The following is a 21,520-nucleotide window of genomic DNA, read 5'->3' on the forward strand; positions in this document are numbered from 1 at the left end:
GTGCATCAGAAAAGCAGCATTTGGTTGGCCGTGACCTTTTTTTCCTGAAAAAGGGGCAGGCCAACCAACAGTTTTATACCCGCGAACTGCTTTTCGGTGACGGTCATGCAGCGCACGGAACCGGCCGGAGGCAGGTTGTCGATCAGGCGCTTTTGGTGTTTTTCCTGATCGTCGCTGCCATTGAGCAAGCGGCCGTAGACGGACCACTGGATCATGTCGTAGCCGTCGTTGAGCAGAAAGCGGCGAAATTGCACGTAGGCGCGCTTTTCTGTCTTGGTGACCATAGGTAAGTCAAAGAAGACGATGAGTCGCATGAAGCGTCGTGTCTCCTTGCTCATGCCTCAGCATTCCAGCACGTGAGCGTGCAGGCCGATGAGCTTCGGCAGATCGAGATCGCTGTCATCCTGCTCGTAGAGGCGGGCCAGGCTTTCTACGGCATATTCGATGGCGGACAGCGCCGACATTTTGCCCTGCGGCATAGCGACATCGACATTCAGCAGGGCAACCAGCGTTGCCTTGTCCTGCGGTGAGAGGTCGCCTTCCGTCACGGCGTGATGCTTATAAACGTGGAGATCGACCAAGGGGCGAAACGGTTCGATCAGATCGTCGGCCAGATTGAAGGCGTTTTGCTCACTGGCATGGAACAGCCCAATGGGCGGATGCAGGCCGTGGGCAACCAACCCACGGGCGATGGCGCCGCGAAAAACGGCGTAGCCATAATCGAGGGCTGCATTGGTCCAGCGTTCCTCGGCGCGATAAAAGCCCTGGCCGAACAGTTGGGCAAAATAGAAGGCAGCGGCCTGGCCTTCGAGATTGTCAGCATCGCCGGAACGTACCCGGTTGGCGTAGGAGTTCATACGGTCAACGCCCTTGCGATTGCATAAATGCAGGCATTCAGCCTGATTTTCAATCTTGCGCCGGACGATGTTGGCCCAAGCCTGCTTGGCGAGTGGTTTGCCGATCTCCAGTTGCTTACGCATCAGCCGCGTGGTGCGCGAATGGGAGAGAAAAGGCAGGAAAACGCCGCTGGGCTGATGATTATGGCCTGTGGCATAGAGGCCGATACCGTACTCGGCACAGGCCGAAAGGACCGGGTGGGAGAGCGTGATTTCCCGGTGATTGAGAACAATGATGGCAATGTCCTCGAAGGGGACAAAGGCCGTTTGATCCTGCTCGATGGCCAATGAGAAATGCTCCCGGCGCAGCTTGGCCGGCCGGGAGATCATCACGCTACGCCAACCCACAGCGTGGCTCCGGTTTGGCAGGGTGGATATTGCCGAGGGTGTCGACGTGGAATTTTTCGACGTTCAGGGCGGTTTTGATGCCAATGCTGCGAACTAAACCATCTTTTCCGACCGCTTGATTTCGATCTTGTGCCCAGAGGCTAATCGCCCCAGTTGAACGATCCATGCCAGCGTAGTAACCAATATAGTCCGCATTTTTTAGCGTGACCTTGATGAGATCGTTTGGGTACATTGAGAAGTGCCAAGCATAAGTGGAATCTATGACTGTCCATTCGTCTTCTTCACGCCCCTGTACAACCGCACGTTCCGGCAATCCAGTCACCCGATGATGCACATACACCGGCACGAGATAGAATTTCCCGCCCTTGCTGAACACATCTACCCGCAGCATGCTGTCGTTCTTGGCGATGCCACCGCGTACCGGGATGCCGGAGAGTTTGTCGATCAGCAACGTGACGGTACGAACGATGGGGCCGGTCGGGTTGCCAGCGCGGTCCGGTTTGCGCAGCGGATTAGAGGCAGGAAAGGCTTTGTCGCCTTTGCCGCCATGGGCTTCTAGGCGCTCGCGGATAGCGGTGTAGAGTTTGGCGTTGCGGTGTGGATCAACCAGATTGTCGAGGTCTTTCAGGGTCAGGCTGGTGAGGGCGACCTTTTGGGTGACGCTGCCGTTTTCGCGCATTTTTTCCGGTTGACCGTAGATGGTGTCCTTGTGCGCAGCACCACCGTTGCGCCGCTGGACAGCGCGGGAAACGAACAGCGGGCGGACTGCTTCGAGTGCAACCTCCTCGTAGCTACCCAGGCGGGCCATTTCCTCGCGCAAGAGTACCGGGTCGTCGATCTTGAGGCGTGCTTCGAGTTCGTGGTGGAAATGCGGCCAAGGCTCGGGGAAGTGCTGCCTGAGTTGCCGGAACATCGCCGGATCAACCATTTCACCGGTGGTGGTGTCGACAAAGCCGCTGCTCACCTGGGCCAATTCTTTGGTGCGCGAGTAGTCGGATAAGCGCTTGACCATGCCGTGTGTACAGGCTGCAACCACGGCGGCATCGAGGGCGTGGTGACGGTCGCTTTCGCTACGAATCTTGTTGATACCCCAGCGGGCGCGCAGGAAGGCGGTCATCTGGCCGCTCAGCACCACGCAACGCTTGGCTTCGCTGCCTTCGGCCAGCTTCAGATGGCGTTCCACGTAGTTCTTGAAAAAGCGGCAGATATAGCGGGTGTCGTTGAGGTTGCGCGCCTTGAATTCCTCGGCTTCTTTTACGCCGAAATCCTTGCGTAGCAGGCGGCTGCGCTTAGCGAGGCGGTAGGCGTGGTTCTGTTGAACATAAGCGACGAACAACTGCCAACGCGGGCTGTTTTCCGCGCCACCCAGGTATTCGTAGGGGGTTCGGTTGCCCTTGTCGCGGTTCTCCTTGGTCAGTACCAGCACCTTGTTGTTCTTGCTGTCGTCGAAGCTGCGTGAGTAGGGCAAGGCGTGGTCGATTTCGACATAGCCAGGTTCAAGCAGGCGTTCGAGGTCGATAGCTTCAAGTGAGTAGGCGCATTTGCCGAGCTGCTCACGATAAAGACGGAATTTCTCGAACTCGCCCCCCTTGGGCGGTTGGCCGAATTGCTCGACAAACTGAGTCTTGTCGCGTTCATTTCGTACCTTGTATTCGTCCTGTTCCTTCTTGATCTTGTTGCGCTCATCCAGCGGTCGCGACAAATCCCGCGCCATTTCGATGTTGACCGCCAGCGGTGAACCGTAGAGACGGACGACGGCATTGACGACCTTGCGTGCCTGATTGAGTGCACGTAGGACGACCGGGTTGCGCGGGATGTCGGCATCGTCGGCAAAGACCATACGTCCATCCTTGTCGCGTCCGGCGTAGAGAGGCGGCAGTGTCCGACACGCCCCTTCCCCGGCTTTGTGCAACTGGCTGTGGTGGCCGTACTCAGGTATGGCGGCGACCGCTTCGTCGTAGCGCATGCCGGTTTCCATGAAGGGAACGATCTTGTAGAGGGCTGCCAGTGACAGGGAGTGGAATTTGTCGAAGCGAATGTCGAGCAAGGCTTCGACCATGTGCTGAGGATTGGGCAGATCGAGTTTGTTCAGTTCGGCGCGAGCTTCGTCGTCGTCTTTATAGATGCTGAGCACGCGTGCAATGTCGTCAAGAACTTGCGGCTGGCCGTTAAATGCGGCACCAGCCAGCCCTTCCCATTCAGTTTCCAGGCCGGCGTTCTTGAGCTTGCTGCGTAACTCTTGCCAGCCGGGCAGTTTGACCAGCGTGGCGCCTTCCGGGTCTTTGGCCTTACCTTCGGTTTTCTGCTTTTCGCTCGGGTAAGAGAGGCCAGCGAATTTGAAACCGTCCTTGGGCAGCAAACCGGCTCTTGTCAGCGCAGCAGCCAGTTGCTTGTAGGTGAGATCACTAGCCTGCTGATAGGGGAGCGGCAAGGCCAGTTGGCGCTCCTGTTCGTTGAGCGGGCGGGTAACGCCGTCAATAACAATACGCAGGTTGTTCAGCCGCGTCAGCCAGACATGGCGCTCGGCAGTGAAACTGGCTTTGGGGGCGCGGTATTCATTCTTTTCGAAAGTGCATTTGCCGAGCATCTTGAGCAAAGCTGCGCCGGAGAGCGGCGGCTTCTGCTGCCAGAACAGGCCGCTCTTGCGGTCACCACTGCCGAGGATGGCGGCTTCCAGCATTTGGCTGGCAAACGGATTGCCGTATCCGCGTTGAAGCACGAACAACTGCCGTAACTCGTCGCCAAGCAGCCCCCGTGAAAGAGCTTTGGTGTATTCGCCATGCTTGTTCCGTTGCGCACCAGGAAACTCGGCCAGCACCATTTCAGCAGCACTGCGAAAGCACTTTTCTTCCATTAAGCGCCGCGTGCCAGCCAAGCCCTGCTTGACTTTGCCGCCTTCACTCTTGGCATCGCCGTCGGCCTGTTTTTCTTCGGCCCGGCTCACCCAGTGAAAACCGCGATGTTTGCACAGGTGGTAGATCACCCGCGCCCATTCATCCCGCTCGAGCTTGCGATCCAAGCCCGCAACGCGCAACTGCCAGGGAGAAACCAGCGCCGGATTGGCAGGCGAGAAAAATTGTTTATCTGCGACCAGGCCATGCTGCTTGAGAAGGCGCGCCAACTTGGTCAGCCGCCATGCACGGCGCGCCAAACGCCTTCTGGTCAATCTAGCCATCCGGCGCGTCAGATTTAGGGGATCACCTTCTTTGGCGGTTTCAGCCTTATCGAAGGCGCGCACGCCCAGGTCGACAATCCTCTGCTCGCCCAACACACACCACCCCACGGAAGCGATCCCGATATCCAGGCCCAGCGTATACGGCTCCGCCATAAATCCCCCACGTCATTAACCAAAACGATTATAATAATCCCGTTGTAGTTTTCCGGGGTGAGAGCCGTTGCTACAATAAGGTGTCCCTTCGGGGACGACCGAATCCAACCCGGCAAGCCCTGCTTGCCGGGTTTTCCTTTTCTGGGGCGGCCTTAACGCTCCCCAACCCAGCCCGCCAGTTCATCCACCAGCACCCGCACCCGGTGCGGAACCTGGCGGTTGCTGGGGAAGACGGCGTAGATACCGAGTAACGGGACGGGGTGGTCGACGAGGATTTCTTCCAGCCGGCCGCTGGCGAGCAGGTCGGCGATGATGAAATCCGGCTGGCAGGTGATGCCCAGCCCTTGCGCGGCGGCTTCGGCAAGTACATCGCCGTTGCTGGCGCTGAGGGTCGCCGGCAGCGCCAGGGTCCGCGCCTTGCCGGCTTCGCCGAACTGCCAGGGCAACAAGCTGCCGCCACTGGTATAGCCCAGGCATTGGTGGCCGGGCAAATCTTCGGGTTTTTGCGGTCGACCGTGGCGGGCAAGATATTCCGGCGCCGCGACCACACGCATCCGTTCGCTACCGATCCGGCGCACCACATCTTGCCCGGCCAGGCGGTGGGTGATGCGAATGGCGACGTCGACACCGTCTTCGATCAGGTTGATGCGCCGGTCGCTGTAATCCATGTCGAGTGCCACCTCGGGATAGCGGCGGGCAAAGGCGAGCAGCCAGGGCGCCAGTTTTTTCAGTCCGTAACTGAGCGGCAAGCTGAGCCGGATCGGCCCGCGCAAGGCCTGCCGCTCCTCGGCCACGCCGGCTTCGGCGGCATCGACCAGATTGAGGATGACGCGGCATTTTTCCAGATAGGCGCTACCGGCTGAAGTCAGCGTCAGCCGCCGGGTGCTGCGTGCCATCAGTTTGGCACCGAGATGCTCCTCCAGCGCCGCGACCTGCCGGGTCACTACCGAACGGGCAACGTTGAGTTGCTGCGCGGCGGCGGCAAAGCTGCCGAGCTCGGCAACGCGGACAAACAGCTGCATGGCGGCGAGGCGATCCATTGTTGCTCATATAGCAATAATCATTTGCAGATTGTCTGCTATTTCGCGCCGCGATGCACGCCTAAAGTACGCCCATCGCCGCACGCTGCGGCTCACCGCTACCGAGGCTTCCCGATGCCGCTCTCTCCTGCTTCCGACACGACCACCCCGGCCCTCTTGCCGACGCTGTTCGTACCGCACGGCGCACCGACCTTCGCACTCAAGCCCGGCGCGGCGGGTGCCGCGATTGCACGCCTCGCCGACAAGCTGCCCCGACCGCGCGCAGTCATCGTGGTCAGCGCCCACTGGCAAACGCCGCTCCCGACGGTCGGCAGCGCGACGCGGCTGGAAACGATTCACGATTTTTGGGGCTTTCCCGACGAGCTTTATGCCCTGCGCTACCCAGCCAGCGGCTGCCCGGAAGCGGCGCGTGAAATCGCCGCCACCTTGAGCGCAGCCGGCGTGCCGGTGGCGCTGGACAACGAGCGCGGCCTCGACCATGGCGCCTGGGTGCCGTTACGCCTGCTCTACCCGGAGGCCGACGTGCCGGTGATTCCGCTCTCCCTGCCGCTCAGTGGCGGCCCGCAGGCTGCCTGGGAGCTCGGCCGGGCACTGGCACCGCTCAGCAAACGCGGCTTCCTGATCGTCGGCTCGGGCAGCGTTACCCATAACCTGCGCGACTACCAGATGGCCTGGCGCAACGGCGGCCAGACCCCGGCCTATGTCCGCCAGTTTGCCGATTGGGTGGACAGCCAACTGCAGGCCGGCGACACCGCCGCCTTGCTCGCCTATCGCCAGCAGGCACCGGGTGGTGCGCAAGCCCATCCCAGCGACGAGCACCTGCTGCCCCTGTTCGTCGCCTGGGGGGCAGCCCAAGCGGCCACAGCCACTCCGGCGGCCACACGTCTGCACGCCGGCATCGACGATTTCGTGATCGCGATGGATTTATGGGCCTTCGGCACCTCGCCAGAGCAGCAATCGCCAGACGCCGCCTTTTTGCCGAATTAAGGAGTTGACCGTGAATTCGCTATCCACCCCTGTTTCCCCCGCGCCGGTGCGCTACACCGCCACCGCCAAGGTCCTGCACTGGCTGCTCGCCTTGCTGATATTTGCCCTGATCGGCCTCGGCTTTTACATGCACGATCTGCCCCTGTCGCCGGAAAAACTGCAGCTGTATTCCTGGCACAAATGGGCCGGCGTCAGCGCCTTTCTGCTGGCAGTGATCCGCCTTGGCTGGCGCTTCACCCACCAACCGCCGGCGCTGCCGGCCAGCATGTCCGCCGCACAACGCCTGGCTGCACACGTCGGCCACCTTGGGCTATACGCGCTGATGCTGGCGATTCCGCTCTCGGGCTGGCTGATGAGTTCGGCCAAAGGCTTCCAGACCGTGTGGTTCGGCGTACTGCCGCTACCCGATCTGGTCGCCAAGGACAAGGCGCTCGGCGAGTTGCTGGCCACCCTGCACCTCGGCCTCAACCAGGCCCTGCTCGCCCTGCTCGCTGGTCACATCGGCGCCGCCCTCAAGCACCACTTCATCGACCGCGACGACATCCTGACCCGGATGCTGCCCGGCCGGCGCCCGCTAGCCTGATCTCTATCCCCCCACGGAGAAAACCCATGCACACCAAACTGATCACCACCGCCATCGCCACCACCCTGGCCGGCAGCCTGTTCCTCGCTCCGCTGGCCCACGCCGTCGAATACACCCAGGTGCAAGCCGACAAAAGCACGGTCCAGTTCAGCTACCAGCAGATGGGCGTCAAGATGGACGGCCGCTTCCGCAAGTTTTCCAGCCAGTTGAGTTTCGACCCGGCCAAGCCGGCCGCCGCCCGCGTCAGCTTCGAGGTCGAATTGGCCAGCGTTGACACCGGCTCGCCCGAAGCCGATCAGGAAGTCGCCGGCAAGCCGTGGTTCAACAGCGCCGCCTTCCCGGTCGCCCGCTTCGTGTCGAGCAGCGTCAAGCCGCTCGGCAACAACCGCTACGAAGTCGCCGGCAAGCTGACGATCAAGGGTAAGACACAAGACCTGACGTTCCCGGCCAGCTTCGCTGCGCCAGGTAACAACGACAAAGGCGGCGTCTTTGAAGGCGGCTTCACCCTGCGCCGTGCCGATTTTTCGATTGGTGAAGGCAGCTGGGCCAAGTTCGACATCGTGGCCAACGACATCGGCCTCAAGTTCCGCATCGCCGTGCAAGGCAAGTAAGCCCGGCAGCCAATTTTTTGCTCTTTTTCTGATTCACGTTTTACCCCCCAACCTCCAGGAGTCACACCATGCGCAAGCAAATCGCCACCCTCGTCCTCGCCCTCGCCGCTGCCGCCCCCGCGCTGGCAGCCCCGGAAACCTACGTGGTTGAAGGCACCCACACCTACCCGCGCTTTTCCTACAGCCACTTCGGCTATTCGACCCAATTGAGCCGCTTCAACAAGACCAGCGGCAAGATCGTTTTCGACAAGGCCGCCAAGACCGGCAGCGTCGATATCGTGATCGACACCACCTCGGTCGATACCGGTTTCGCCACCTTCAACGAGCACATCCAGGGCGACGACTTCCTCGCCACCGGCAAATACCCGCAAGCGACCTTCAAGTCGACCAAGGTCAATTTTGCCGGCGACAAGCCGTCGACCGTGGAAGGCCTGCTCACGCTCAAAGGCGTCACCAAGCCGGTGACGCTGACCGTGGAATCCTTCCAGGCGATGCCGCATCCGATGCTGAAGAAGGACGCGATCGGCGCCAACGCCTGGACCGTGGTCAAGCGCTCCGAATTCAACGCCGGCAAGTATGCGCCTTACGTTGGCGACGAAGTCCGCATCGATATCGCCGTCGAAGCAATCAAGGAATAAGCCCCTTTTTTGCGACAAATCCGGGGGAACGCGAAATAAGCTTTGCCTTTCCCTCGGATAGCGCGTATGCTGCGGCGCAGCGAAAGTCAAGTACTCCTGTTTTCTTGTTGGTTTAGTTCCCGTACCTCACGTCTGCGGCGCCATTTCCATCCTGAGCACGCCGTCTTGATCTCGCATTTTTCAATTATTTCTCTGGAGATCCAAGATCATGGCTACCGGTACCGTCAAATGGTTTAACGAAACCAAAGGCTTCGGCTTCATTTCCCCCGAGGGCGGCGGCGAAGACCTCTTCGCTCACTTTTCCGCCATCGCCGGCACGGGCTTCAAAACCCTGGCCGAAGGTCAGCGCGTCACCTTCGACGTGACCACTGGCCCCAAGGGCAAGCAAGCTTCCAACATCAAGCCGGCCTAAGCGCCCGCTGCGGCGCCACGCGCCGCCCGCCGCCGGTCCGCATTCGCCGGGCCGGCGCCATTACCTCCCTCTTACAATCAGGAGGCCATCATGGCCAAGGAAGAATTGCTGGAAATGCAAGGCGTTGTCACGGAAGTACTTCCTGACTCCCGCTTTCTCGTCACGCTCGACAACGGGCATCAATTGATCGCCTACACGGCTGGCAAAATGCGCAAGCACCATATCCGCATCATCGCTGGCGACAAGGTCTCGCTTGAATTGTCCCCGTATGACCTCGACAAGGGCCGCATCACCTTCCGCCATATCGAAGGCCGTGCCCCGATGGCCCCCCGGCCCCGCCGCTAAACTGCGGCCAAGCAAGGAACTGAATGAATTTGCAGCAACAACGGGCACTCGCCCGGCAACAATGCGCGGACCAGAAGATCACGGTCCTCCCTTACGGCAATGCCTGGTGGTTACTGGGCGACGGCGTCAACCAGGTAGTTGGCGAACTGGCCGGTATTTCCCCCGCGCAGCTCCAGCGTTTTACCAGCGTCCGCCGCTAACGCATTACCCTTACGGCCGCCCGGCAGGCAATGCCGCAGGCCACCGCTGCCGGCTATAATCGGTGGTTTCGACCTTTTCCCGGCCTCCGCCTGCCATGCTCAAGAAGCTCTTGCTGGTTTGTGTGCTCTGCTTGCACGCCCTTGACGGGCACTGCTCGCCACCAGCCACCAGCGTGCCATTGAGCGAGGCCGAGCGCAGCTATCTGGCACAGCTGGGTCCGATCACCATGTGCGTGGACCCCGACTGGACTCCCTTCGAGAGAATCAATGAAGCCGGAGAACACGAAGGAATTGCCGCCGATCTGATCCAGCAAGTGGCCCTCCGCCTAGGCATCACGATCCGGTTGCATCGGGTCCGCCTGTGGAGCGAAAGCCTCGAAGCCTCACAGCAGGACCGCTGCCAGATCATGAGCTTTCTCAATCAGACACCGGTACGTGATCGCTGGCTGTTATTTACTCGGCCGATTTTCTCCGATCCGAACATCATCATCACCCGCGAAGAGCAGCCCTTCATCGCCGACCTCCACACCTTGCGCGGGAAAACCGTGGCTCTGCCAGGCGGCACGATGGTCGAAGAACGCATTCGCAAAGATTACCCGGACCTGAGCGTCATCGTCACACAAAGCGAACGCGAAGCGGTAACCATGGTTTCCGAGCGCAAGGCCGACCTCACTGTACGCACCTTGATCGGCGCCGCTTACGCCATCCGCAAGGAAGGGCTCTTCAATCTGAAGATTTCAGGCCAGATTCCCGAATACACCAACCAATTACGCATTGGCGTGCACCGCAACCACCCGGAACTGCGCGAGATTCTTGACCGGGGCGTGGCAACGCTCAGCGATCAGGAAAAGGAAATCATCTGGAACCGCCACGTCTCGATCAACGTGCAGCAGAGCCTGGACTACCGGCTGCTGGCAAAAATCGTACTGGCCGCCGCGCTGGTGCTCGGGATTTTCACCTACTGGAACCGCAAGCTAAGCCGGCTCAACCGCGAACTAGAACGCCTCTCGATCACCGACCGGCTGACCGGACTCAATAACCGGATGCGACTGGACGAATGCTTTGACCGAGAAATTCAGCGCTGCCAGCGCTACCCCCGAACATTCAGCATCATCCTGCTCGATATCGATCATTTCAAACAGATCAATGATAGCCATGGTCATCAGGTCGGCGACCAGGTGCTGATCGCTGTCGCCAACTGCCTGCAGGGAAATCTGCGGCAAACCGATGTGATCGGCCGCTGGGGCGGCGAGGAGTTCATGGTCCTGTGCCCGGAAACCGACCTCGAAGGGGCCATGACACTGGCCGAAAACCTGCGCGGACACCTGGCCGCCACAGCGATGCCGCCCGCCGGACAGGTCACAGCCAGTTTCGGGATCGCCACCTACGCCCCAAACGACCAGCCACAGGACATGGTCAGCCGCGCCGACCGCGCCCTTTATGCCGCCAAGCACGCCGGCCGAAACCGGGTTCACAGTGAGCCCACCCCCTCAAAGCCTGAGCTTACCTAACCGAAAGCACCGGCACGCTTGCCGCAGCAGCACCGCCAGAGATTCCAACGGAGGGGGCTGACTCGATAGTTACCCGAACCTCGAAGGCTCCTGCATCACAACGCCAGCTTGAGCGTCACAAACACCTGCCGTGGCAGCCCGACCTGCAGGGTCTGGTAGTCGCCGCTGGCGGTATAACCGCTGGTGCCTACGGTCGACACGTATTTCCGGTCAAAAAGGTTGAGCACGTCAAGGCGCAACCCTGCCTCGCCCAATCCGCCCCAGCGCCCCAACTCAACCCCGCCGCCGAGGTTGAACAGCCAGCGTCCGGGAACCGACTGGTCGTTGCCATAGGTGTAGAAACGCGCGGACTGGTAATCGGCCTGCAGATGTAACTGGTAAGGACCATGCCGGTAGGCCAGTTCGCTCTTGTATAGCCAGCGCGGCGTATCGACCACCGTTTTGCCGGCAATCGCGATTCGTTCCTGGTTGCTGAAATAATCGTCATCGTAGGTGGCGCGGGTATAACTCAGCGACTGTTGCCAGCGCCAGCCGCGGGCGAAACGCAGCGCCCCGGCCACTTCGATGCCATTCATTGTGACCCCACCGACATTGGCCAGCACAGCCGCCCCGGAAGTCGCGGCGAGCAACGAACCACCGGGCGAGATATTCAGCAGGCGATCGCTGAAGCGCACGTGGTAGAAGCTGACAGCCCCCTGATAGCCACGCAACGGACCGGCAGCAAGCTCACCGGCAAAACGGTAACCGGCCTCATAGGTCCATGCAGTTTCCGGATTCAGTTGCGCTTTGGCCAGGTCAAAAGCCGCCTGATTGCGTACTGCCCAGGGAGACTGGCCAATACCGTAGCCCCCCAACTGGTAGCTGCGCAGGGTTTTCGAGAGGTCAAAAAAGAGTTCGCTACGCCCTCCCAGCGACCACTTCGCTCCCAGTTGAGGCAAAAAACCGTCCTGCGCGGTCAGACTGCCTTGCGGCAAAGCCAGGCCGCCTAGCCGGTCGACTGTCGGCCGCCCCTCGCTACGGCTGTACGAGGACTTGAAGCCGGCCAGCAGGCTGAACTGCTCGTTCAGTTGCCAGACATCCTGCAAGTGATACTGCAGCGTCTGGGTATTGAAGCGATACGCCCACTGGGTGAAGAAGGCGCTGTCCGGATCGGGAAAGCGGTACGGCGACCAGGCCGGGCCGCTACGGTCAACCGGGAAAAACAGGCGTTTTTGCGTCGCCTCCAGATATTCGTACCAGAATCCGGTCGATAGCTGATGAGCCCCCCAGGACCCGCTGAGCGAGGCCAGTCCGCCAACCCGCTGCGAATCGTAAGCCAGTACCCGCTCGGACAAGGGCGAGCCGCTTGCTCCCGGGGTAGCACGGTGCGGGGTATACCAGATACTCGCCCCCCGATAGTCATGCGCATAGACACTCGCCTTCCACTCGCCCTGCTGACCAGTGGCACCTTGCAAGGTGGCATAGGCAAAATGATCGCGACGCACCCCGGCCGCCGCGTAGTAAGCGGCATCGACCGGATTGGCCACCGTCTGCCCGCCATTGACCGGAACCCCGCTGGCTCCGGTATTCGCTGCATTGGCGATGGCCGCCGGCAGATTCGGCCAGTAATTGCTCCAGCGGTAACCCAACTGGTCGATCCAGGCCTTGGTCAGGTCCTGGTAATCCATCTCCTGCCGATCGGAAAAGTTGTAATAGAGGCTCAGATGGCGGTCATCGAAGACCTGCGTGTATTTCAGGTTGACTTGATCCTGGCTCTGATGGCCGCTGCCTTTCCATAAATCCGTGCTCTGGTGCGCAGCAGCGACATAGAACTTGCCATCGTTGGCCAAGCGGCCACTATCGGCACGCAGCCAGGTGCGCTGACTGCCATGACTGCCCAAGGTTTGCGCCAGTTGTCCACCGGCCCGCTCCGCCGGGTCCTGCGAATAAAACTGCAAGGTTCCGCCAAGATTGCTGGTTGCTGCCGTTTCCAGCGCCCCGCTCCCCTGCGAGATACGAATCCGCCCCAGATTTTCGCCAATCAGGGCGCGATTGATCGACAGCCCGTTCAAGGTCGAGTAGTACATTTCGCCCAGCGGCATGTCGTCGAGGGTAAAGCCGAGTTGCGCAGCACTGAAGCCGCGCAGCGAAATCCGGGTCGCCCACTCGTAGCTCCCGAAAGGATCGGCCGCCTGAAAATTGACCCCGGCCAGCCGGTTCAGGGATTTCAATGGCGTTTCGCCCGCAGCCACCGGCGCGTCGACCGGCGGCCGCCAACTTTGTACCTGGCGAAACTCGCCGTGGCCGTAGACCTCGACCTCTGGCAAATGCACCGCCGACTCTGCTGCGCAGGCAACCGGCAAACCACCGGCAAGAAAATACAAGGTCGCCGGAAAAATTGGCAGTTTGGGCATTTGAAACCGGAATCAAGGGTGAAAGAAGGCTCGCGGCGGATGTTTGCGCAAGAGCAAATCGACAAATATAGCAATTGTATGCGACCTTGCCACCTTCGTCTCCGATGGCGAACTCGCGTAAGCTGTCATTCTCCCTTCCTGCCCCTGCCCCCCATGCCTGATCAAGCCAGTGTCTATTGGATTCTTCGCCACGAACAACGGCTGCTGCTGCGCATCGCCGACCCATTGACTCCGTTTCCACAACTGGCAGCCTCCTTGCCTCTGACTACAAAAGCACCGCCGCTGAAAATCGGCGAGTGGCTGGGGCGTCCCTGCTACGCTGCTGAACTGCGTGATTTTCCCGAGCAGCTTGAGCTTGAACCGCTGCCGCTGCGCACCCTTTTTGCGCATGCCGGGCCGGAAGCCTTCGCCCTCGCCGGACGAGGCGTGCAACTGCTTGACTGGCAGGCACAACATCGCTTCTGCGGCCGTTGCGCCACACCGGCCGAGGCTCTTACAGGCGAATTCGCGATGCGCTGCCCAGCCTGCGGCCTGGTGGCCTACCCTCGCCTGTCGCCGGCGATCATGGTCCTGGTCCGCGATGGAGAGCGCCTGCTGCTGGCTCGCAGCCCGCATTTCAAGCCCGGTGTGTATAGCGCCCTGGCCGGTTTTGTCGAACCGGGTGAGACCCTGGAGCAATGCGCAGTCCGAGAGGTGCGCGAAGAAGTAGGTATCGAAATCACCAATTTGCGCTACTTCGCCAGCCAGCCCTGGCCTTTTCCCAACTCGCTGATGATCGCCTTCTTTGCCGACTATCTTAGCGGTGAAGTCCGTCCGGCTCCCGACGAAATCGAGGCGGCTGACTGGTTCACCGTCGACCGGCTGCCACTGCTGCCAGAGCCGGTCAGCATTTCTCGACGACTGATAGAGGCAGCCTGCACTCGCTCTGCCTGAACCACCCCGGGACATCCGGAGCGGGGAAAAACGGGATTTTCACGGTCGACCATGACCGGTTCCATTTTTTTCCGGCTATTGGGCAAAGGCGGCCCGCAATTCATCGGCAATCGCAAAATTGCCCTTGCCGCAATGCTTGACCCGGTACATCGCCTCGTCGGCACGATGAATCAGGCCGGAAACACTCATTCCATCATAGGGAAAAAGACACAGCCCGATACTGGTACCCAAAGGAAGGTCGCCAGGAAAACCGGGCATCGGGGCTGCAACCAGATCTAGCAGCTTGCGCGCCAGCGCACAGGCGCTGTCGCGATCGCCAATATCCAGCGCCAGCACGAAAAACTCATCGCCGCCGATCCGGGCCACGGTGTCGCTGGCACGTACCGCCGTACGCAAACGCCGCGCGATCTCGCGCAGAACCTCGTCACCGGCTTCGTGCCCCAGTCGATCATTAACCGCCTTGAAACCATCCAGATCGAGAAAATAGCCACAGTGCAGCCCGCCGGCTCGCTGTGCCTCGGCAAGCGCATGTTTGATCCGGTCAAACAGCAGGTCGCGATTGGGCAAACCAGTCAGCGGATCATGCAATGAGCGGCTGAGGTGCCGCTGCCGCTCCTCTTCCAATTCGCTTTCGTGCAAGAACAGCAGTCGGCGCTGGCGCTCGGCCAGATAGCCGGCGGTCCCGCCAATCAGGTTGGCCGACAGGAAGAAAAAGTTGTGGGCCAGCAACAAATACCCGGGATACCCCGAATGCCAAGCAAAGACCAGGTTGTAGGAAAGAAGCAGACCAAGATCGACGCAAAAGGCATGCACGAAGCGGGTCCCGATGAAGTTGTAGGTATAAAACGTCACCAGAACCAACAACGGGTAGTAATAAGCCACGGTATCGCGCGGCAGCACCAGCAGCATGGCGATCACCCCGCTACCGGCGGCCAACCCGACCAATGCCAGCAACAGGTTGTAAAACCGGGCAAACCATCGTGAAAAAACCAGCCCCATGACCAAGCCTGGAATGAGCAAGGCAATCAGGCGAATCTGCCATAACACCTGCTCCAGTTCGGGCTCGACAAACCAGTGGTCGAGGATTCCGCCGAGCAGATACACAAACATCCCGACGGCAATCGCAGTTACCCCTTGAGTTCTGATTCGCGCCAGAGAAGCGAGCGTAAATGCCTCTTCCCGCCGCGAATCGCGGAAACCCAGCGTCAAAGGATGAATCGACGACATCACCACTGCTCCCTGCGGCCGGTTAGCTCCGGCACTCACCTTCAGGATAGGCCCGAAGCGGCGGAAGAGCCAGGTCTCAGCCCGACTTTCTCGCAACTCCGTACATCTGATCAGCTCCAGGCAGGAGAATGCAGGAATTTTTCCGGCATAGCGCAATGCCGACCGCTACCGCAGGCAAATGCCAGGCCGCTGAGTCTGAGCGGCTGAGCTCGCTAGCCACTCGGGTTTGACCGATCTGCGACCAGGCCAGACACCCTTATCCAGTCGGGCCAACGTGGCCTTGCCCCGGACACCGGATGCAGGGTCATACCTTCCCTTTTTTATCACCCGGCTCTGTACGAATTCCTCGCAACAAGGTGCTGAAAGCATCGGAACGCGGCCCCAGCACCTGTTTCCGCTCGCGGTAGCGCCGGGATTTTTCAGCGTTGTTGAGGGGCAGTGGCCGGGGCGCTGAAATCCCTTGGCCGACAGCGTAGATAGCTCGCATCGGTCCGCGCGGATTGCGTTCCCAGCGCAGGATATAAATCCGCCGTTGAACCAGCAGGGCATCAAGATAGCCGCCGTTCTTGAGCGTATTGCGTGACAGGCCGGTAACTTCCGCCAACTGCCGGTACCCCATCGGACCGTGCTCGGCCAGCGCCTGCTCGATACTGCGTACGCCCGCTGAATTCCGCTCCTGCCGCTGCATCCGCGGCCGCACCAGATCATCGCCTGGCCCCCAGCGATACAAAGGACTGTAGCCACCAAGCGGATTGCGCTGCCAGGCTCCGACATGAATCAGGCCTTGCTGCCGCAATTGCTTGAGATAGCCTCCGAATACCAGGGTCTTCCTGCTGACGCAGGCAGCCAAGGCAATCGCCTCGACATTCAGGTCCGGCTGCCCCTTCAGGACCGCCAGAATTCTTTGCATGCTTGGACTCAGTTCACTCATCAAACCACGTATTTCCACTACCCGCCGATGTCTTCGGCCCGCTGCCCCCTCTGCATCGGGCCGGACGCCGGCAGAGCAGAAGCACGCATCATCAGGTGGCGTACTTTACGCTGCTGCGACAGGCAGATTTGCCAAAACCGCCCATTTTGGGCACATTTGTCCGCTTTACCCGGGAACTCGCGCCATGCCTCAAGATACGCCGCCCTGCGCGGTTGAAATTGCCACTTACCAGCTCAGCCAGACGATGCTGCACGCCCTGCGCGAAATTTACCGGCTGTTTGATGGCGACATCGTGCTGGCCATGGTGCTCGGAGAACTTGGTCAGCACGTGATTGCCGGAAGCCATACCGGAAGCGCGCCAAGACAGCGGGCAAAATGGCGGCACAGCAATGCGCATTCGATTTCAGCAGCTTCCGGCATTCCCCGCGAAACCGTGCGCCGAAAACTCGACAAGCTGCTGGACAAAGGCTGGATCGTCGAATTGCCGGAAGGCGGGCTTTCGCTCAATCAAGCACTCGATACGCCGCTGCACCTGCAATTCATCGACTACAACCGTGAATTGCTGACCCACATGCGACAGACCGTCAGTGCCCTCGATGGCATCGAATTCTGAATCAATAACGCCGCTGCAATATCCGGCTAGTATGACAACCTGACGCCGCCACTCCAGAATCCCCGCATGCTGACCGAAATTTCTGCCCTTACCAGCTACCCCTACCGGACACTGGTGTACATCGAAACACGCTACCCGGACGGCTACATCAGCGGCGGCACCGGCACGGTGGTCGGCCGCAATGACGTGCTGACCGCCACGCATGTGGTGTATCACCCGGCACACGGCGGCAATGCAAGCAAGATCACGGTATACCCTGGCGCAGATGTCAATTCGCAGACCTATCGGTTCGAAAAACAGCCTTATGGCAGCTTCAGCGTATCCAACTGGTACGCCTACCCGACCCAGGTCTATGCGGACGGCGACAACTCGCTGCTCACCTCGGCCGAATCCCAATACGACATCGCGCTGCTCACCACGGTCAAGGCCATCGGCGATGAAGTAGGCTGGATTGGCCTGAGCAGCGGCTACAACACGCCCGGCACGGCCTTGGTACTGGGCTACCCCGAGGGTAGCAGCGGCATGATGCAGGGCCGGGTTAGCTACGAGAAAGACAGCCATTACAGCGTATACCAGGCGCATTCCGGGACCGGGACCGACCTGATGGGTCCCGGCAGCTCCGGCGGCCCGCTGTATGTCAACGACGGGGACAACTACTACCTGATCGGCGTCAAAAGTAGCGGCGATCCAACGATCAATATCTGGGCCGACATCGGCCTGGTCTACAGCCAGTTGCTGACCCAGTTATCAGCCAACGACAGTCAGTTACCGAGCATGACTGCTGACGGCAGCGTCAATCGCAATGGAACCTCGGCCAACGACAATTTCAATGCCACTGCCAGCAAGGAATATTTCGTCGGTGGCAGCGGCTTGGACAAGATTTACTACAGCGCCAAGGCAGCCAGCTACAGCGTCCGCTACCAGGCTGGCCTGTTCAGCGTCAGTGAAAATGCCAACAGCAGCAATACCGATACCCTGTCCGGGATTGAGCGTCTGCACTTCAACGACCTGCGCCTTGCCCTCGATATTGATGGCAACGCCGGCCAGGCCTACCGCCTGTACCAGGCAGCCTTCAACCGCAAACCCGATATCAGCGGCCTGAGTTACTGGGTAGACCAGATCGATGCCGGAATCACCCTGAACACGGCGGCATCGGCTTTCATTGGCAGCAACGAGTTCCGCAGCCTGTATGGCAGTAATCCGGGAGCCGGCCAGTTGGTGACCCTGCTCTACAACAACGTGCTACATCGGGCCCCCGACCCGGGCGGCTACGATTACTGGCTCGGCCAGTTCAATGCGGGTAGCGTCAGCCGCGAATCGCTACTGGTCAATTTTTCCGAATCGAATGAAAACAAAGCGGCATTGATCGGCGTGATCCAGAACGGAATCGAGTTGCTCTGAAGCAGCAGGGAAAAAACGGTCAAAACACGGTCGACCGTGAAAATGGTAAAAATACCAGCCCCGGCTTACCTTTAGAATGGTGCTTGTCGCCAATTTCGTCCGTCCCTCGCCATCATGCGCAGTTCAGCCGTTGCCCCGCTTGAAGTCCTGCTGATCGAGGTCGGCAGCCGGACGTTTGCTTTGCCGCTCGCTGCTGTCCGCTACGTCGCGCGGATCGCTCCGGAATTCCGCTGCAACGGCGAGCAGCGCGAGGACTATTTCGTCTTCGAGGACGAACCACTGCCCTTTGTCTCGCTCTGGGATGCACTCGGCTTGCCATCGGCCTACGCAGAATACGACAGCCTGCAGGCGATGCTGCCGCAGCGCCGCCAGGACCATCTCGACTGGATGGCCGCACTCGAACACTCACTGCGTACCGGCACGCCATTTGCCAAGGCACGCAGCCCCTACGATTGCGCCTTTGGTAAATGGTTTTATGCCTACCGCCCGGAAGACCGCAGGCTGGGCTTGCTGCTGGCACAGTTCGAACAACCGCATGCACTGATCCACGGCCTCGCCGACCGTTTGCTGGCACAAGCCGAAAACAACCAGCAGGCTGCCGCCCTCGCCGAATATCAAACGGCCAGCACGACTACGTTGGCAACGCTGCTGCAGTTGTTCGACTCGGCCAGCCAGCTACTGACCGAGTTGCAGCGCCGGATTGCCGTCATCCTCGGCAGTGGCCGTGCCGCCCGGGCCCTCGGCGCCGACGCCGTACGCGACATCGTGCAGATACCCGCCCCGCGCTGCAAGCCGGGCCAAGCCGGAGGCCCGACCGCCGGCCTGATCCTGCTCGACGACGGTACGCCGGTACCGCTGATCGACTGGACAGTATTCTAGACGCCCCGCAGGCGATCAGCCCTGCCGGCCCCCGCTCCCCCAGAAATCGCCCAGTCGCTCAGCGAGAAAATCGACAAAAGCCCGCACCCGTGCCGGCAGATGATGACGTTGCGGATACACCGCATAGACATCCGCCGCCAGCCCCATCCACGGGTTGAGGATACGACGGAGGTCGCCACGCGCCAGCGCTCCCGCCACATCCCATTCCGAACGCAGCACGATGCCGTGCCCGGCCACGGCCCAATCGACCGCGACTTCACCATGATTACTGCTCAGATGACCGGCCACTTTGACCATGGTCTGGCCCGCACCGTCAGTCAGGTACCAATGATTGAACACCACGTTGTTTTCGCGAATCACGATGCAGCGATGCTCGGCCAATGCCTGCGGCGACAAGGGCTCGCCATGCTCGGCAAGATAAGCAGGAGCGGCGCACAGCAGGCGCCGATTGCCGAGCAAACGGCGCGCAACCAGCCGCGAATCCGGTGGCAGACCAAAGCGGATCCCCAGATCCAGCGCATGCTCGGCCAGATCCAGCGGACGGTCGGTTAATTGCAACACCAGTTCAAGCTGCGGATGGCGCCTGGCAAATTCGGAAACCAGTGGTGCCAGGTGCCGCCGGCCAAAACCGAAGGTGGCATTGACCCGCAACAGGCCGGCTACTTCGTCACGACTGGCCAGTAGCGAACGTTCGAGGCTGGCAAGGTCGCACTGAATCTGTTCGCCCTGCTCCAGATAACGGTGCCCCTCGGGAGTCAGACTCAGCCGCCGCGTGGTACGGTTCAGTAAGCGCACCCCGAGGCGCCGCTCCAGCGCGGCCAAGCGGCGGCTGACATTGGGCGGAGTGATCCCCAGGCCTTGCGCAGCGGCAACCAGACTCGGTTGCCGGGCCAGTTCGATAAAGAACGCCAGATCAGAAAAATCGCTCACCTCAGCCTCCATTCATCTGCCGACCATTAATGCGTTTCTCGCACTAATGTAGTGTAGCAAACCCGATTGAAGCTTTTTACGCAACAGCTATCCTCTTGCCCAGTGAACCGGGAGAGCACTGATGGATTTTGTACTGAGCCTTTCTGGCACCTGGCCGCTGCTGCTGATGGCTTTACCCCTGGGGGCGGCGCTGGGTTTCCTCGGCGGCTTGTTCGGCATCGGCAGCGGCATTGTCGCCATTCCGATGCTGGTGGCGGGTTTCGGCATGAGCCAGCCGCAGGCCCAGGGCACAGCCTTGGTGCTGATGGTGCCCAACTTGCTGCTGGGCTGGCATCGCTACCAGCAGCGCCACCCCCTGCCCTGGCGGGCCGTCTTGCCGATGATGATTTCAGCCAGCCTGACCACCTGGCTACTCGCCCATTTCGCCAATACGCTGGACCCACGCTGGCTACGCGGAATTTTCTGCATCTTCCTGAGCCTGCTGGCAATCAACCTGCTGCGCCGCCGCCATCGACCGCCAGTTTCCGAAAAGCCACTCGATCACCGTCTGATTCCGCTGGTTGGCGTACTCGGCGGCTGCAGCATGGGGCTGCTCGGGATCGGCGGCGGCCTGCTTGCCAGCCCGCTGCTCTCGGGGTGGCTGGGGCAACGGCAAACCACTGCACAGGGCCTGTCGCTGGCGCTGGTCGCCCCCAGTTCGCTGGTCGCGCTGCTGGCCTATGCCGATGCCGGCCGGGTTGACTGGTCACTCGGGCTGCCGCTGGCCGCCGGGGGCATCCTCACCGTTTCTGCCGGAGTTGCCCTCGCCCATCGGCTGCCCGAACGCCGCTTGCGCACCGCCTTCGCGGTGATGTTGCTGATTGCAGCCCTCTGGTTGTGGAACGGGACGGCCTGACCCCCAGACGGCCCCCAGTCTGTCAGCTCAATGCCAGGTCCGTCCCCCGACTCCCGGCGGTTGACTGACACAGGCTTCGAGTTGTGCCCGGATACTTTCGCTGTCGCACGGAACCGGCATGCGCAAGGGCCCGTAGCCAAGCTCGACGGCAACCTGAGAATAGATCTCCGGCCCCTGACAACTGGCCCCGAGCAGAATCAGCGCATCGCAGCCCGGCAACATCCGATTGCCAGATGCATGGGCCGGCCAAGGGGAATACTGCAATTTCATCGTTTTCTCCTTCGAATTCGCAATGGGCGATTGCTTCTGACGATCCCGAATCGCGCCGTGCCGCCGCCCGAAATCCTTAGGCACGCAGGAAGACACGCTGGTCCCCCGGATACCGCAGCGGCAAGCGCCCCGGTATCCGGCATCGGGCC

Annotated in this window: 22 protein-coding genes; 13 read left to right on the forward strand and 9 right to left on the reverse strand. The window is 60.7% G+C overall.

Features of this window, described 5'->3' with window-relative positions:
• Window positions 1-5 precede the first annotated feature (5 nt).
• From cas2 to VX159_RS09305, 4 genes are all read right to left on the reverse strand, one after another.
• Window positions 6-314: a CRISPR-associated endonuclease Cas2 gene (gene cas2 / locus VX159_RS09290; protein WP_371322611.1), complete on the reverse strand. Its 309-nt coding sequence runs from the start codon at window positions 312-314 to the stop codon at window positions 6-8.
• Between the two features lie 27 nt (window positions 315-341).
• Window positions 342-1,226, reverse strand: a complete 885-nt coding sequence (cas1, locus tag VX159_RS09295) for a type II CRISPR-associated endonuclease Cas1 (RefSeq protein ID WP_371322612.1) — start codon at window positions 1,224-1,226, stop codon at window positions 342-344.
• 4 nt (window positions 1,227-1,230) lie between these two features.
• Entirely contained in the window at window positions 1,231-4,572 is a 3,342-nt protein-coding gene (gene cas9 / locus VX159_RS09300) for a type II CRISPR RNA-guided endonuclease Cas9 (protein WP_371322613.1), read from the reverse strand.
• Between the two features lie 152 nt (window positions 4,573-4,724).
• Window positions 4,725-5,612 carry a LysR family transcriptional regulator gene (locus tag VX159_RS09305; RefSeq protein WP_371322614.1) on the reverse strand — a complete coding sequence of 296 codons (888 nt, stop codon included), beginning with the start codon at window positions 5,610-5,612 and terminating at the stop codon, window positions 4,725-4,727.
• 114 nt (window positions 5,613-5,726) lie between these two features.
• Here VX159_RS09305 and VX159_RS09310 point away from each other — a divergent pair, with 114 nt between their 5' ends.
• The 8 genes from VX159_RS09310 (at window position 5,727) to VX159_RS09345 (ending at window position 10,899) form a co-directional block, all read left to right on the forward strand.
• Window positions 5,727-6,599, forward strand: coding sequence for a class III extradiol ring-cleavage dioxygenase (locus tag VX159_RS09310; RefSeq protein WP_371322615.1), 873 nt, complete (start codon window positions 5,727-5,729; stop codon window positions 6,597-6,599).
• Window positions 6,600-6,609: 10 nt separating this feature from the next.
• A complete protein-coding gene (locus VX159_RS09315) occupies window positions 6,610-7,182 on the forward strand; it encodes a cytochrome b (RefSeq protein WP_371322616.1) in 573 nt (190 codons plus the stop codon).
• Between the two features lie 26 nt (window positions 7,183-7,208).
• Entirely contained in the window at window positions 7,209-7,793 is a 585-nt protein-coding gene (locus VX159_RS09320) for a YceI family protein (RefSeq protein ID WP_371322617.1), read from the forward strand.
• Window positions 7,794-7,861: 68 nt separating this feature from the next.
• Window positions 7,862-8,431, forward strand: coding sequence for a YceI family protein (locus tag VX159_RS09325; RefSeq protein WP_371322618.1), 570 nt, complete (start codon window positions 7,862-7,864; stop codon window positions 8,429-8,431).
• 208 nt (window positions 8,432-8,639) lie between these two features.
• Window positions 8,640-8,843 (forward strand): cold-shock protein, encoded by a 204-nt coding sequence (locus VX159_RS09330; protein WP_371322619.1) that lies wholly within the window; start codon window positions 8,640-8,642, stop codon window positions 8,841-8,843.
• Between the two features lie 90 nt (window positions 8,844-8,933).
• On the forward strand, window positions 8,934-9,188 hold the full coding sequence (gene infA, locus VX159_RS09335) for a translation initiation factor IF-1 (RefSeq protein ID WP_371322620.1): 255 nt from the start codon (window positions 8,934-8,936) through the stop codon (window positions 9,186-9,188).
• 23 nt (window positions 9,189-9,211) lie between these two features.
• Window positions 9,212-9,388, forward strand: coding sequence for a hypothetical protein (locus VX159_RS09340; protein ID WP_371322621.1), 177 nt, complete (start codon window positions 9,212-9,214; stop codon window positions 9,386-9,388).
• 95 nt (window positions 9,389-9,483) lie between these two features.
• Entirely contained in the window at window positions 9,484-10,899 is a 1,416-nt protein-coding gene (locus VX159_RS09345) for a diguanylate cyclase (protein ID WP_371322622.1), read from the forward strand.
• A gap of 95 nt (window positions 10,900-10,994) precedes the next feature.
• Here the strand turns inward: VX159_RS09345 and VX159_RS09350 are convergent, their stop codons facing one another.
• Window positions 10,995-13,292: a hypothetical protein gene (locus VX159_RS09350; RefSeq protein WP_371322623.1), complete on the reverse strand. Its 2,298-nt coding sequence runs from the start codon at window positions 13,290-13,292 to the stop codon at window positions 10,995-10,997.
• A 153-nt stretch (window positions 13,293-13,445) separates the two neighbouring features.
• Here VX159_RS09350 and nudC point away from each other — a divergent pair, with 153 nt between their 5' ends.
• Window positions 13,446-14,225 (forward strand): NAD(+) diphosphatase, encoded by a 780-nt coding sequence (nudC, locus tag VX159_RS09355; protein ID WP_371322624.1) that lies wholly within the window; start codon window positions 13,446-13,448, stop codon window positions 14,223-14,225.
• Between the two features lie 75 nt (window positions 14,226-14,300).
• On the opposite strand, the gene VX159_RS09360 is transcribed toward nudC, so the two are convergent.
• Both VX159_RS09360 and VX159_RS09365 read right to left on the reverse strand, forming a co-directional pair.
• The gene (locus VX159_RS09360; RefSeq protein WP_371322625.1) at window positions 14,301-15,452 is read right to left on the reverse strand and encodes a diguanylate cyclase domain-containing protein; all 1,152 of its coding nucleotides are present in this window, start codon (window positions 15,450-15,452) and stop codon (window positions 14,301-14,303) included.
• Between the two features lie 304 nt (window positions 15,453-15,756).
• Window positions 15,757-16,362 (reverse strand): hypothetical protein, encoded by a 606-nt coding sequence (locus VX159_RS09365; protein ID WP_371322626.1) that lies wholly within the window; start codon window positions 16,360-16,362, stop codon window positions 15,757-15,759.
• 205 nt (window positions 16,363-16,567) lie between these two features.
• On the opposite strand from VX159_RS09365, the gene VX159_RS09370 reads away from it, so the two are divergent.
• The 3 genes from VX159_RS09370 to VX159_RS09380 all read left to right on the forward strand — a co-directional run bounded on the left by VX159_RS09370 (window position 16,568) and on the right by VX159_RS09380 (window position 19,276).
• On the forward strand, window positions 16,568-16,996 hold the full coding sequence (locus VX159_RS09370; RefSeq protein WP_371322627.1) for a hypothetical protein: 429 nt from the start codon (window positions 16,568-16,570) through the stop codon (window positions 16,994-16,996).
• Window positions 16,997-17,062: 66 nt separating this feature from the next.
• Window positions 17,063-18,397: a DUF4214 domain-containing protein gene (locus tag VX159_RS09375; RefSeq protein ID WP_371322628.1), complete on the forward strand. Its 1,335-nt coding sequence runs from the start codon at window positions 17,063-17,065 to the stop codon at window positions 18,395-18,397.
• Between the two features lie 114 nt (window positions 18,398-18,511).
• Window positions 18,512-19,276 carry a CZB domain-containing protein gene (locus tag VX159_RS09380; protein WP_371322629.1) on the forward strand — a complete coding sequence of 255 codons (765 nt, stop codon included), beginning with the start codon at window positions 18,512-18,514 and terminating at the stop codon, window positions 19,274-19,276.
• A gap of 15 nt (window positions 19,277-19,291) precedes the next feature.
• On the opposite strand, the gene VX159_RS09385 is transcribed toward VX159_RS09380, so the two are convergent.
• The gene (locus VX159_RS09385) at window positions 19,292-20,206 is read right to left on the reverse strand and encodes a LysR family transcriptional regulator (RefSeq protein WP_371322630.1); all 915 of its coding nucleotides are present in this window, start codon (window positions 20,204-20,206) and stop codon (window positions 19,292-19,294) included.
• Window positions 20,207-20,327: 121 nt separating this feature from the next.
• On the opposite strand from VX159_RS09385, the gene VX159_RS09390 reads away from it, so the two are divergent.
• On the forward strand, window positions 20,328-21,101 hold the full coding sequence (locus tag VX159_RS09390; RefSeq protein ID WP_371322631.1) for a sulfite exporter TauE/SafE family protein: 774 nt from the start codon (window positions 20,328-20,330) through the stop codon (window positions 21,099-21,101).
• A gap of 27 nt (window positions 21,102-21,128) precedes the next feature.
• Here the strand turns inward: VX159_RS09390 and VX159_RS09395 are convergent, their stop codons facing one another.
• Window positions 21,129-21,371 (reverse strand): hypothetical protein, encoded by a 243-nt coding sequence (locus VX159_RS09395; RefSeq protein WP_371322632.1) that lies wholly within the window; start codon window positions 21,369-21,371, stop codon window positions 21,129-21,131.
• Between the last annotated feature and the right edge of the window lie 149 nt (window positions 21,372-21,520).

The sequence above is a fragment of the Dechloromonas sp. ZY10 genome (assembly GCF_041378895.1).
Taxonomy (GTDB): Bacteria; Pseudomonadota; Gammaproteobacteria; order Burkholderiales; family Rhodocyclaceae; genus Azonexus; species Azonexus aquae.

Bases quoted from the DNA above. Each gene is read 5' to 3' on its own strand.
- cas2 (WP_371322611.1), bottom strand. From the start codon at position 314: ATGCGACTCATCGTCTTCTTTGACTTACCTATGGTCACCAAGACAGAA.
- cas1 (WP_371322612.1), bottom strand. From the start codon at position 1,226: ATGATCTCCCGGCCGGCCAAGCTGCGCCGGGAGCATTTCTCATTGGCC.
- cas9 (WP_371322613.1), bottom strand. From the start codon at position 4,572: ATGGCGGAGCCGTATACGCTGGGCCTGGATATCGGGATCGCTTCCGTG.
- VX159_RS09305 (WP_371322614.1), bottom strand. From the start codon at position 5,612: ATGGATCGCCTCGCCGCCATGCAGCTGTTTGTCCGCGTTGCCGAGCTC.
- VX159_RS09310 (WP_371322615.1), top strand. From the start codon at position 5,727: ATGCCGCTCTCTCCTGCTTCCGACACGACCACCCCGGCCCTCTTGCCG.
- VX159_RS09320 (WP_371322617.1), top strand. From the start codon at position 7,209: ATGCACACCAAACTGATCACCACCGCCATCGCCACCACCCTGGCCGGC.
- VX159_RS09325 (WP_371322618.1), top strand. From the start codon at position 7,862: ATGCGCAAGCAAATCGCCACCCTCGTCCTCGCCCTCGCCGCTGCCGCC.
- VX159_RS09330 (WP_371322619.1), top strand. From the start codon at position 8,640: ATGGCTACCGGTACCGTCAAATGGTTTAACGAAACCAAAGGCTTCGGC.
- infA (WP_371322620.1), top strand. From the start codon at position 8,934: ATGGCCAAGGAAGAATTGCTGGAAATGCAAGGCGTTGTCACGGAAGTA.
- VX159_RS09340 (WP_371322621.1), top strand. From the start codon at position 9,212: ATGAATTTGCAGCAACAACGGGCACTCGCCCGGCAACAATGCGCGGAC.
- VX159_RS09345 (WP_371322622.1), top strand. From the start codon at position 9,484: ATGCTCAAGAAGCTCTTGCTGGTTTGTGTGCTCTGCTTGCACGCCCTT.
- VX159_RS09350 (WP_371322623.1), bottom strand. From the start codon at position 13,292: ATGCCCAAACTGCCAATTTTTCCGGCGACCTTGTATTTTCTTGCCGGT.
- nudC (WP_371322624.1), top strand. From the start codon at position 13,446: ATGCCTGATCAAGCCAGTGTCTATTGGATTCTTCGCCACGAACAACGG.
- VX159_RS09360 (WP_371322625.1), bottom strand. From the start codon at position 15,452: ATGTCGTCGATTCATCCTTTGACGCTGGGTTTCCGCGATTCGCGGCGG.
- VX159_RS09365 (WP_371322626.1), bottom strand. From the start codon at position 16,362: ATGCAAAGAATTCTGGCGGTCCTGAAGGGGCAGCCGGACCTGAATGTC.
- VX159_RS09370 (WP_371322627.1), top strand. From the start codon at position 16,568: ATGCCTCAAGATACGCCGCCCTGCGCGGTTGAAATTGCCACTTACCAG.
- VX159_RS09375 (WP_371322628.1), top strand. From the start codon at position 17,063: ATGCTGACCGAAATTTCTGCCCTTACCAGCTACCCCTACCGGACACTG.
- VX159_RS09380 (WP_371322629.1), top strand. From the start codon at position 18,512: ATGCGCAGTTCAGCCGTTGCCCCGCTTGAAGTCCTGCTGATCGAGGTC.
- VX159_RS09390 (WP_371322631.1), top strand. From the start codon at position 20,328: ATGGATTTTGTACTGAGCCTTTCTGGCACCTGGCCGCTGCTGCTGATG.
- VX159_RS09395 (WP_371322632.1), bottom strand. From the start codon at position 21,371: ATGAAATTGCAGTATTCCCCTTGGCCGGCCCATGCATCTGGCAATCGG.